At 58.7% G+C, this 11,151-nt stretch carries 8 protein-coding genes; 5 read left to right on the forward strand and 3 right to left on the reverse strand.

Annotation, left to right across the window (positions count from 1 at the left end):
- The first annotated feature begins 220 nt into the window (after positions 1-220).
- The gene (locus ACWKV9_RS02050; RefSeq protein ID WP_483834415.1) at positions 221-1,591 is read left to right on the forward strand and encodes a spinster family MFS transporter; all 1,371 of its coding nucleotides are present in this window, start codon (positions 221-223) and stop codon (positions 1,589-1,591) included.
- Positions 1,592-1,712: 121 nt separating this feature from the next.
- On the opposite strand, the gene rapA is transcribed toward ACWKV9_RS02050, so the two are convergent.
- Positions 1,713-4,559 carry an RNA polymerase-associated protein RapA gene (gene rapA / locus ACWKV9_RS02055; RefSeq protein WP_483834416.1) on the reverse strand — a complete coding sequence of 949 codons (2,847 nt, stop codon included), beginning with the start codon at positions 4,557-4,559 and terminating at the stop codon, positions 1,713-1,715.
- 205 nt (positions 4,560-4,764) lie between these two features.
- On the opposite strand from rapA, the gene ACWKV9_RS02060 reads away from it, so the two are divergent.
- Together ACWKV9_RS02060 and ACWKV9_RS02065 are read left to right on the forward strand one after the other, a co-directional pair.
- The gene (locus tag ACWKV9_RS02060) at positions 4,765-5,115 is read left to right on the forward strand and encodes an aspartate-semialdehyde dehydrogenase (protein ID WP_483834417.1); all 351 of its coding nucleotides are present in this window, start codon (positions 4,765-4,767) and stop codon (positions 5,113-5,115) included.
- Between the two features lie 75 nt (positions 5,116-5,190).
- The gene (locus tag ACWKV9_RS02065) at positions 5,191-5,352 is read left to right on the forward strand and encodes a hypothetical protein (protein WP_483834418.1); all 162 of its coding nucleotides are present in this window, start codon (positions 5,191-5,193) and stop codon (positions 5,350-5,352) included.
- 109 nt (positions 5,353-5,461) lie between these two features.
- On the opposite strand, the gene ACWKV9_RS02070 is transcribed toward ACWKV9_RS02065, so the two are convergent.
- Both ACWKV9_RS02070 and ACWKV9_RS02075 read right to left on the reverse strand, forming a co-directional pair.
- Entirely contained in the window at positions 5,462-5,932 is a 471-nt protein-coding gene (locus ACWKV9_RS02070) for a MaoC family dehydratase (RefSeq protein ID WP_483834419.1), read from the reverse strand.
- A 55-nt stretch (positions 5,933-5,987) separates the two neighbouring features.
- The gene (locus tag ACWKV9_RS02075; RefSeq protein ID WP_483834420.1) at positions 5,988-6,932 is read right to left on the reverse strand and encodes a lysophospholipase; all 945 of its coding nucleotides are present in this window, start codon (positions 6,930-6,932) and stop codon (positions 5,988-5,990) included.
- A 199-nt stretch (positions 6,933-7,131) separates the two neighbouring features.
- On the opposite strand from ACWKV9_RS02075, the gene fadD2 reads away from it, so the two are divergent.
- Positions 7,132-8,820 (forward strand): long-chain-fatty-acid--CoA ligase FadD2, encoded by a 1,689-nt coding sequence (gene fadD2, locus ACWKV9_RS02080; RefSeq protein WP_483834421.1) that lies wholly within the window; start codon positions 7,132-7,134, stop codon positions 8,818-8,820.
- A gap of 395 nt (positions 8,821-9,215) precedes the next feature.
- Positions 9,216-10,913, forward strand: a complete 1,698-nt coding sequence (gene fadD1 / locus ACWKV9_RS02085) for a long-chain-fatty-acid--CoA ligase FadD1 (protein ID WP_483834422.1) — start codon at positions 9,216-9,218, stop codon at positions 10,911-10,913.
- Positions 10,914-11,151 lie beyond the last annotated feature (238 nt).

Genomic DNA, 11,151 nt, shown 5'->3' on the forward strand with positions numbered 1-11,151 from the left:
CGTTTGGGTTAGTCAGCAGGTGCTGGACCGTCGTATCAATTATTTCGAAATAGCTCTGCTCACTAATGGTTATAAGCAATGCGCCAGATTTGGTTGCGACAGGTCTTGCGCACTAATTCGCCGTTATCCGCTTTACGAATGTTTACAGACACTGCCCTCTCAGGGATTTAGATTCGCAGAAAGGCAGTCCCCGAATAACAAAAACATGGACGGATGACTCATGGGCGAACCCTCGATTGCGGGCAATCAACAAGCGGCAAATGCCTGGCGCGTGCTGTTTCTGTTGTTCCTGGCCAACCTGTTCAACTTCTTCGACCGCACCATCCCGGCCATCATCATCGAGCCAATCCGGATGGAATGGCACCTGAGCGACTTCCAGTTAGGGATCATCGGTACTGCATTCACGCTGGTGTATGCCATCGCGGGACTGCCGCTTGGACGCATGGCCGATAACGGTTCGCGGCGCAAGTTGATGGGCTGGGGGCTGGCAGTGTGGAGCGGGCTTACGGCGGTCAATGGTCTGGCGGGCAGTTTCTGGACCTTTCTGCTGGTGCGCATGGGGGTCGGCATCGGGGAGGCGAGCTATGCGCCCGCGGCTAATTCGCTGATCGGTGATCTGTTCCCGGCCCACAAGCGTTCCCGGGCCATGGGCATATTCATGCTTGGCCTGCCCTTGGGCCTCCTGCTGGCGTTCTTTACCATCGGCGCGATGGTTAAAGCGTTCGACAGCTGGCGCGCGCCGTTCTTTATCGCGGCAGTGCCGGGACTGATTCTGGCGGTGTTCATGTTTTTGATCCGCGAGCCGCAACGAGGGGCGGCCGAGAGCGTGAAGATGTCCCAAGAGAAAATCAAAAAGCCGATCCGCAGCGTGTTGGCGATTCCGACGTTTCGCTGGCTGGTGCTGGCGGGGCTGGCGTTCAACTTCGCAACCTACGCCTGCAACTCGTTCATGGTGCCGATGCTGCAGCGCTATTTTTTGCTGCCGTTGCAGGAAGCGGCCATGGCCACCGGGCTGATCGTCGGCGTGACAGGGCTGGTGGGTTTGACCGCTGGCGGTTGGGTGGCGGACAAGCTGCATCAACGCACGCGTAACGGACGGCTGCTGTTTGCCGCGTTCAGCATGCTGATTGCGACGCTGGCAACCGGTTATGCACTGCACGCCGGTCGGATTGAGATTGGTGTGTTTATTGCGGTATTCAGCGTCGGCTGGCTGTTCTCTTACAACTTCTATACCTGCGTTTACACAGCCATTCAGGACGTGGTCCAGCCAAGATTGCGCGCAACGGCCATGGCGTTGTTTTTTGCCGGTCTGTATTTGTTGGGCGGGGGATTGGGGCCGGTGGTGGTGGGCTTGCTGTCGGACCACTTCGCCCACTCAGCGATGTACGCGGCGCAGGCCGGGCAAATGACCGAAGCTTTTAAAGCAGTGGGACTGCATGACGCGATGTATCTGATTCCGGTGGCGCTGTGTTTTGCGCTGGTGTTTCTGCTTCAGGGGTCGCGGTGTTTCAGTCGTGATGCCGAGCGGATGCGGGAGGGTATGGTGGCGGATGCGCCGGTGGTGGAGGGTGGTAAGCCGTCGTTGGTCTGATCAGGAACTGTAGGAGCGCGCTTGCCCGCGATTTGCGGTGTGTCAGCCAGTAAATCAGCGACTAGCGCACTGCCATCGCGGGCAAGCGCGCTCCTACAGGATTTTGCGTTTTATCAGGAAGTTAACCGGCCACCAACACCCGAATTGCTTCCAGGCGCAGCGCTGCCTTATCCAGCATTGCCAGGCCTTGTTCGCGTCGCTCGCGCAACGCCACCAGCTCGCTGTCGCGTACGGTGGGGTTGACCGCTTGCAGTGCAGTCAGGCGAGCAAGCTCTTCGTCGGTATCCGCTGCCAAACGACGTTGCGCTTCAGCCACACGTTCGATGTGCTTGGTCGAGATCTTCGCTTCACCGGCATTGATCCGCGGCGTGAGCTCGTCCCGCTGGGCCTGGATGAACTTGTTGGCGCTGGCACGGGGCACGCTTTCCAGTTGCTCATTGAGCTTGGTGAATGACACACCGCCCGACAGATCGTTGCCATTGGCATCCAGCAGGCAGCGCAGTGCGGCAGGCGGCAGATAGCGGCCCAGCTGCAAAGAGCGCGGCGCGACCACTTCACTGACGTACAACAATTCCAGCAATACAGTGCCGGGCTTGAGTGCCTTGTTCTTGATCAGCGCCACGGCGGTGTTGCCCATGGAACCGGCCAATACCAGATCCATGCCGCCCTGAACCATCGGGTGTTCCCAGGTCAGGAACTGCATGTCCTCGCGAGACAACGCCTGGTTGCGGTCGTAGGTGATGGTCACGCCTTCGTCGTCGCCCAGCGGGAAGCTGGCGTCGAGCATCTTCTCGCTCGGCTTCAAGATCAGCGCGTTTTCCGAATGGTCTTCGCTGTCGATACCGAACGCGTCGAACAGCGTCTCCATGTAGATCGGCAGGGTGAACTGATCGTCCTGTTCAAGGATCGCCTCCACCAGCGCATCACCTTCGCCCGCGCCGCCGGAGTTGAGTTCCAGCAGTCGGTCGCGACCGGTGTGCAGTTCGGATTCCAGGCGCACACGCTCATCGCGCGCTTCGTTCACCAGAGTTTGCCATTCGTCGTCATCGCCACCTTCAAGCAGTGGCAGAAGACGCGGGCCGAACTGGTGTTGCAGAGCGTTACCGGTGGGGCAGGTATTGAGGAAGGCGTTCAGCGCTTCGTGATACCACTGGAACAGGCGCTCTTGCGGGCTGGGCTCCAGGTACGGCACATGCAGCTCGATAATGTGTTTCTGGCCAATCCGGTCCAGACGACCGATGCGCTGCTCCAGCAGGTCCGGGTGAGCTGGCAGATCGAACAGCACCAAGTGGTGCGAGAACTGGAAGTTGCGGCCTTCGCTGCCGATCTCCGAACAGATCAGCACTTGCGCACCGAACTCTTCATCCGCGAAATAAGCGGCAGCGCGGTCACGCTCAAGGATGTTCATGCCTTCGTGGAACACCGTGGCCGGGATGCCGGAGCGCACGCGTAGCGCGTCTTCCAGGTCCATGGCGGTTTCGGCGTGGGCGCAGATCACCAGCACTTTGACGCGCTTGAGCATCTTCAGGGTGTCGATCAGCCAGTCGACGCGCGGGTCAAAGCGCCACCAGCGTTCGTCTTCCGGGGTCTCCATCTGCGCCTGGAAGCTGACTTCCGGATACAGATCAGCGTGTTCGCCAATCGGCAGCTCCAGGTACTCAGCAGGGCAGGGCAGCGGATATGGATGCAGTTTGCGCTCAGGGAAACCCTGCACGGCGGCGCGGGTATTACGGAAAAGCACGCGACCGGTGCCGTGGCGGTCAAGCAGCTCGCGGATCAGACGGGCGCTGGCTTCGGTGTCGCCATCTGCCACGGCGCCCAACAGTGCTTCGCCTTCGGCACCAAGGAAGCCGCGAATGGTTTCGTGGGCCTTGGGCGACAGACGCCCTTGATCCAGCAACTCCTGAACGGCCTCGGCTACCGGGCGATAGTTTTCACTCTCGGCGCGGAAGGCGTGCAGGTCATGGAAACGGTTCGGATCGAGCAGGCGCAGGCGCGCAAAGTGGCTGTCCTGGCCCAGTTGCTCCGGGGTTGCGGTCAGCAGCAGTACGCCAGGGATGACCTCAGCCAGTTGCTCGACCAGCGAATATTGCGGGCTGGCCTTTTCTTCATGCCAGACCAGGTGGTGAGCCTCGTCGACCACCAGCATGTCCCAGCCCGCCGCGAACAGGGCGTCCTGGGCTTTTTCGTCTTCGACCAGCCATTCCAGCGACACAAGCGCCAGTTGGGTGTCTTCGAACGGGTTGCTGGCATCGCTCTCGATGAAGCGCTCGGCGTCGAACAGCGCGACCTGCAGATTGAAGCGGCGACGCATCTCGACCAGCCATTGGTGCTGGAGGTTTTCCGGCACCAGGATCAGTACCCGATTGGCACGACCTGAAAGCAGTTGGCGATGGATGATCAGGCCGGCTTCGATGGTCTTGCCCAAGCCTACTTCGTCCGCCAGCAATACACGGGGCGCGACGCGGTCGGCGACTTCCCGGGCGATGTGCAACTGGTGGGCAATAGGCTGAGCACGAACGCCACCCAGGCCCCACAACGAGGATTGCAGTTGGCGGCTGGTGTGTTCGAGGGTGTGATAACGCAGGGAGAACCACGGCAACGGGTCGATCTGTCCTGCGAACAGGCGATCACTGGCCAGGCGGAACTGAATGAAGTTCGACAGTTGGGTCTCAGGCAGGGTGACGGGTTGGTTCTGCGCGTTGAGCCCGTGGTAGACCAGCAGGCCGTCGACATCGTCGACTTCGCGCACGGTCATTTTCCAGTTCTCGAAGTGGGTGATCACGTCGCCCGGTGAGAACCGCACACGCGTGAGCGGTGCATTGCGCAGCGCGTATTGACGCGTGTCGCCAGTGGCCGGATAGAGCACGGTCAACAAGCGGCCGTCCTGTGCCAGAACGGTGCCTAAACCCAGCTCGGCTTCGCTGTCGCTAATCCAGCGTTGCCCCGGTTGATACTGCTGCGCCATGCTGCCTGACTCCCGCCGTGAAAAAGCCGACTATGTTAACGGAACAAGGCGCCGAGGCCAAAGATACATTGCAAAAACGCCTGTATTTGTGGGGCGCAGTACCGGTTTTGGCACTTGCTGGGAAAAACATAGTCGAAACTTTCCGATCAAACGGCTCAAGTCGACGAAAAGGCAGCCGACAGGTTTATATCAGGAGACCATTACCATGCTGCCACCGTTGATCCCATTGAGCGCGGCCCCCGTGACATCGCAGCTGGACCCGGTCAAATCGACCCCGGATATTCCGCCGGTGGCCGCCGTTCAGGCCAGTTTCAGCGAGACGGTCATCGACATGGCCGAGCGCGATCCTGCTCAGGGCGAATTATTGCTGCGCGAAGAACAGCGCAGGCAGCAACGTCGTCGCAATGACCGGCGCACCGCCGATCGCCATCCCGAGTTGCAGGAAGAACCGCTGGCGGTGCCCGGATACTCATTGAACGCGGACGACACGGTGCCGGTGGTGCCGATCATCGACGACGAGCCGCGCAAGGGCTTGTGGCTGGATTTGAAGGTTTGAAGGCTACGTGTGCTGGTCATGCGCAGCGCGATTGCGCATTATTGGCTGCATTAAGATTGCGAGAACCTTAGTGCCATGAGCGACGACGAAAAGCTGGTAGATCTTGGCGCCGAACGCGCCAAGCGTGTGCATGATCTGAACGACAAGCGACTCAACGAAGTCCGCTCGGCCTTCGAGCAAGCCCTGCCGCTGGGCAAGGGCAAGAAAAAGCCCAAGGGCAAGCCAAAGAAGCGTTGAGTGGTCCCGCTTTATTCTTCTGTAGGAGCGAATTCATTCGCGAGACGGCCTGCCTGACACACATTAGCCACCGCCTCGCCAACAAGTTGGCTCCTACAGAGTCGGTATTTCAGCCGAGCGTAATCTTCGGCAGATCCGTCAGCGTCACCGTCTGCAACTTGCGCGGCGCAAGGATCTCGGCCTCGCCATCCACCACCAATTCATCGTTCTGGTTGAACACGCGGGTCGCGATGCGCACGCGGAATTTCGGCAGTTTCTCAAGAATTTCCAAACGCACGGTCAGCGTGTCGCCAATCTTCACCGGCTTTTGAAAGGTCATCTGCTGGCCCAGGTAGATCGTGCCCGGTCCAGGCAGTTCGCAAGCTACTGCAGCGCTGATGAGGGCGCCGCTGAACATGCCATGGGCGATGCGCTCCTTGAACATGCTCTTGCCGGCAAACTCGGCATCCAGATGCACCGGATTGCGATCGCCGGACATCTCGGCGAACAGCTGGATGTGACGCTCTTCGACGGTCTTGCTGTAGCTGGCGGTCTGGCCAACTTCAAGGGCCTCGTACGGGGTGTTGGTGACTTCGGTCATGGGGTGATCCTGAGACATGAATATTAAAAACGAAGAAAATCGAAATCCGTGACGATTATGGTGCCGGGCGCGCTTTTGGCTCGGTCAGCGCCTGTTCAAACCAGGCGAGTAGATCACGGGTGACCTCGTCGCGGTTGGTTTCGTTGAAGATTTCGTGCCGCGCCTGGGGGTAGAGATTCAGCGTGACCGATTGCTGCCCTGTGCCTTTGTAGGCGTTAGCCAGATCCCTCAGACGTTTGCCTTCGCTCACGGGATCACATTCGCCGCCCATAATCAGCAGCGGCAGGCGGTGATCGATCTTTTCCAGCTCTGACAGCGTGCTGATCTGCGCCAGCCCGCCCAGCAGGTCGAGCCAAAACTGGTTGGTGCAGCGAAACCCGCACATTGGGTCGTTGATATACAGATCAACCTCGGCAGCATCGCGGCTGAGCCAGTCAAATGGCGTGCGAACCGGCTTAAACGCCTTGTTGAACGCGCCGAACGACAGCCATTCGATCAACGCACTGCGGCCTGTCGCGCCCTGCCGCCAGCGTTCTAGCCGGGCGATGAGGGCGGCGCCGCGATACAACGAAACCGGTTGGAAATTCGAGCCACTGAGCACCGCTCCCTGCAACGTGCTGCTGTGCTGCAACAGATAAGCCTGGGCAACGTAGCTGCCCATGCTGTGCCCGAGCAGGAAAATCGGCAGCCCAGGATGTCGCGCCTCGATGGCTAGACGCAGGGTGTCCAGATCACCCACCACTTTGCTCCATCCCTTTTCATCGGCGTAATGCCCAAGCACGCCGTGCGCTGCCGTTCGGCCATGGCCACGCTGGTCGTGGCCGTACAGCGCAAAACCTGCAGCACTCAGCGCTGCACCCAGCCGCGCGTAGCGCCCGCTGTGTTCAGCCATCCCGTGGGCCAGCATAACCACAGCCTTGGGCCCCGCCACCGGAATCCAGGCATTGACGTTTAACCGGCTGTGGTCGTCGGCGTCGAGCCAAAAGCCTTCATGTTTCATGGCGATTCCTTGCCCTTGTAAGAATTTGTCTTGAAAAGCTGCGTGTCGGCGCTTGGGTAGAAGTGTATAGCCGATGACAAGTGACCGTCTGATCACTGGCAAGATTCACAATAATGATGACACTTGTCGGGCTATTTGCCTGACAGACGTTAACTGCTAACGTCCGGCAAGCACTCTCAGGTAAGAGGATAAAAACAACATGCAACCTGACTTCTGGAACGATAAACGCCCGGCGGGCGTGCTCCCTGAGGTGGATCTAAAGGCCTATAAATCAGTGGTGGAGGTGTTTGAGCGCAGCTGCAAGAAGTACGCAGACCGCCCCGCGTTCAGCAATATGGGCGTCACGATTACCTACGCCCAGCTGGATCGCTACTCCGCAGCCTTCGCCGCCTACCTGCAACAACAGACCGATTTAAAAGCCGGCGACCGCATCGCCGTGCAAATGCCCAACCTGATTCAGTACCCCATCGCCGTCTTCGGGGCGATTCGCGCGGGCCTGATCGTGGTTAACACCAACCCGCTGTATACCACCCGCGAGATGCGCCACCAGTTCAAGGATTCCGGCGCCCGCGCTCTGGTTTACCTGAACCTGTTCGGCAAGAACGTGCAGGAAGTACTGCCAGATACCGACATCCAGTACCTGATCGAAGTAAAAATGGGTGACATGCAGTCGGCTGCCAAAGGCTGGCTGATCAATACCGTGGTCGACAAAATCAAGAAAATGGTCCCCGACTATCACTTGCCCCAGGCTGTTGCGTTTAAAAGCGTCTTGAAAATGGGGCGCGGGGATCATTTGCAGCGTGTGCAACTGGATCTCGAAGACATCGCGGTCCTGCAATACACCGGCGGCACCACCGGCTCGCCCAAAGGCGCGATGCTGACCCACGGCAATCTGGTGGCGAACATGCAGCAGGTTTATGCCTGCATGCTGCAGCACGGCACCGACGGCCAGCCGATCTTCAAGCAGGGCAGCGAGATCATGGTTGCGCCACTGCCGCTCTATCACATTTATGCATTTACCGTGAATTGCATGTGCATGATGGTCAGCGGTAATCACAACCTGCTGATCACCAACCCGCGAGACATCGCCGGTTTCATCAAAGAGCTTAAAAAGTGGCGCTTCTCGGCCATGATCGGGCTCAACACTTTGTTCGTCGCATTGATGGAACACCCCGACTTCAAGACTCTGGACTTCTCCACGCTGCGGTTGACCAACTCAGGCGGCACTGCGCTGGTGAAAACTACTGCAGAGCGCTGGGAACAATTGACAGGCTGCCCCATTGTCGAAGGTTACGGCCTGACCGAAACTTCTCCCGTGGCCACCGCCAACCCTTATGGCGCTCAGTCTCGGCTGGGTACGGTGGGTATGCCGTTGCCGGGCACGGTCGCGAAAGTAATCGATGACGACGGCGTTGAATTGCCGTTGGGAGAACGCGGCGAATTGTGCCTCAAGGGGCCGCAGATCATGCTCGGCTATTGGCATCGTCCGGATGCCACTGCCGAGGTACTCGACGCCGACGGCTGGCTCAAGACCGGCGACATTGGGGTGATCGACCCAGACGGCTTTATCCGCATCGTCGACCGCAAAAAAGATTTGATCATCGTCTCGGGTTTCAACGTCTATCCAAACGAAATCGAGGACGTGGTCATGCGTCACCCCAAGGTTGCCAACTGTGCGGTGATTGGCGTTCCTGACGAGCGCTCCGGGGAAGCGGTGAAATTGTTCGTGGTGCCGCGCGAGTCGAGCCTGACCTGCGAAGAGTTGAAGGCCTACTGCAAAGAAAACTTCACCGGCTACAAGATTCCCAAGCAGATCGTGCTGCGTGAGTCACTGCCGATGACGCCGGTAGGCAAAATCCTGCGCCGCGAGTTGCGCGATATGGCTTAGGCTGTTTGAAACAGGAACACGGCGTGTGAGAACACGCCGTTTTTGTTTGCAGAAAACGCCTTGTAGGAGCGCGCTTGCCCGCGATTGCATTTATCTAGCCACCATCGATCAGCCAGACAAGCCTCAATCGCGGGCAAGCGCACTCCTACAATGAGGCGGTGATTTTCGACATTTAGGTTCATTGCTCTAAACGTGACTGCCGCGAATTCAAGAGTCATATTTGTGACCGTGGCGCCCACCTTTGGCTCTAGGCGGCCTTTGGCAAAGCTGCTACTCTCGGCCCGCTTTTGGACCCCTAATCAGGCCGAAACGCGCGAGCTACACCCTTCCAAACACAACAAATCGCCGCATTCAAGCGGCGTGTAGAAATCGCTGCTGCTGAGGAGTCGTCTTCCGTGATCGAAAACTTCTGGAAGGATAAATATCCGTCTGGTATCGCCGCCGATATCAATCCTGACGAGTATCCCAACGTTCAGGCCGTATTGAAGCAGTCTTGCGAGCGTTTCGGCAACAAACCGGCTTTCAGCAATCTGGGCAAGACACTCACTTACGGTGAGATGTACGCGTTGTCCGGCGCGTTCGCCGCTTACCTGCAGCAGCATACTGACCTGCAACCCGGCGACCGCATCGCTGTTCAGTTGCCCAACGTATTGCAGTACCCGATTGCCGTCTTCGGCGCCATCCGCGCCGGGCTGATCGTGGTCAACACCAACCCGTTGTACACCGCGCGGGAAATGGAACACCAATTCAACGACTCCGGCGCCAAAGCGCTTGTCTGCCTGGCGAACATGGCGCATCTGGCAGAAAAGGTCGTGCCTAAAACCGGCGTCAAACACGTCATCGTCACTGAAGTCGCCGACCTCTTGCCGCCGCTCAAGCGCTTGCTGGTTAACAGCGTCATCAAGTACGTGAAGAAGATGGTCCCGCCGTACCATTTGCCCAAGGCGATCAAGTTCAACGACGTGTTGGCCAAAGGTCACGGCCAGCCGGTAAACGACGCCTCGCCGGACAGCGGCGATGTCGCAGTGCTGCAATACACCGGCGGCACCACCGGCATTGCCAAAGGCGCGATGCTGACTCACCGCAATCTCATCGCCAACATGCTGCAATGCAAGGCGTTGATGGCGTCCAATCTCAACGAAGGCAGCGAAATCCTCATCACGCCGTTGCCGCTTTACCATATCTACGCCTTCACATTTCACTGCATGGCGATGATGCTGATCGGCAACCACAACATCCTGATCAGCAACCCGCGGGATCTGTCGGCGATGGTCAAAGAGCTGTCGAAGTGGAAGTTTTCCGGCTTCGTCGGCCTCAATACGTTGTTCGTCGCGCTGTGCAATAACCAGGATTTCCGTCAGCTGGATTTCTCCTCGCTGAAAGTCACGCTTTCCGGCGGCATGGCGCTGCAACAGGCGGCGGCTGAGCGCTGGAAGGAAGTGACTGGTTGTGAGATCTGCGAAGGTTACGGCATGACCGAAACCAGCCCGGTGGCGACGGTGAACCCGATTCAAAAGATCCAGATGGGCACCATCGGTATTCCGGTGCCCTCGACCTTGTGCAAAACCATCAACGATGCCGGCGAAGAACTTCCGCTGGGCGAAGTCGGTGAGTTGTGTGTGAAAGGTCCGCAGGTGATGAAGGGCTATTGGCAGCGTCAGGACGCCACCGATGAAATGCTCGATGCCGACGGCTGGCTGAAGACCGGCGACATCGCCGTGATCCAGCCTGATGGCTACATGCGCATCGTTGATCGCAAGAAAGACATGATTTTGGTGTCGGGCTTCAACGTTTATCCCAACGAGCTGGAAGATGTATTGGCAGGCTTGCCGGGTGTGTTGCAGTGCGCAGCGATTGGCGTGCCGGACGAGAAATCGGGCGAGGCGATCAAGATATTCATCGTCACCAAGCCAGGTGCAACGTTGACCAAAGAACAGGTCATGGAGCACATGCGCGCCAACGTCACGGCCTACAAAGTGCCGCGCAGCATCGAGTTCCGCGACGCGTTGCCAACCACCAACGTCGGCAAAATCCTGCGCCGCGAGCTGCGCGACGGTGAAATCAAAAAGCTGGCGCTGAAGAAGCAGGCTTGATCCTACGCAGTTCCAAAACCCCGCCCAGCGCGGGGGTTTTTATTCCCCGGCGTACCTGTAGGAGCGCGCTTGCCCGCGAATGCATTCGTCCCGCCACTATCGATTGACCTGACCCACCGCCATCGCGGGCAAGCGCGCTCCTACAGCGGATTTGAGCCTGGCCGGGATTTTGTGGCTGGTCCATTCCCTGTAGGAGCGCGCTTGCCCGCGAATGCATTCGTCCCGCCACTATCGATTG

Source organism: Pseudomonas corni (assembly GCF_057128765.1).

Bases quoted from the DNA above. Each gene is read 5' to 3' on its own strand.
- ACWKV9_RS02070 (WP_483834419.1), bottom strand. From the start codon at position 5,932: ATGACCGAAGTCACCAACACCCCGTACGAGGCCCTTGAAGTTGGCCAG.
- ACWKV9_RS02050 (WP_483834415.1), top strand. From the start codon at position 221: ATGGGCGAACCCTCGATTGCGGGCAATCAACAAGCGGCAAATGCCTGG.
- fadD2 (WP_483834421.1), top strand. From the start codon at position 7,132: ATGCAACCTGACTTCTGGAACGATAAACGCCCGGCGGGCGTGCTCCCT.
- rapA (WP_483834416.1), bottom strand. From the start codon at position 4,559: ATGGCGCAGCAGTATCAACCGGGGCAACGCTGGATTAGCGACAGCGAA.
- ACWKV9_RS02075 (WP_483834420.1), bottom strand. From the start codon at position 6,932: ATGAAACATGAAGGCTTTTGGCTCGACGCCGACGACCACAGCCGGTTA.
- ACWKV9_RS02060 (WP_483834417.1), top strand. From the start codon at position 4,765: ATGCTGCCACCGTTGATCCCATTGAGCGCGGCCCCCGTGACATCGCAG.
- ACWKV9_RS02065 (WP_483834418.1), top strand. From the start codon at position 5,191: ATGAGCGACGACGAAAAGCTGGTAGATCTTGGCGCCGAACGCGCCAAG.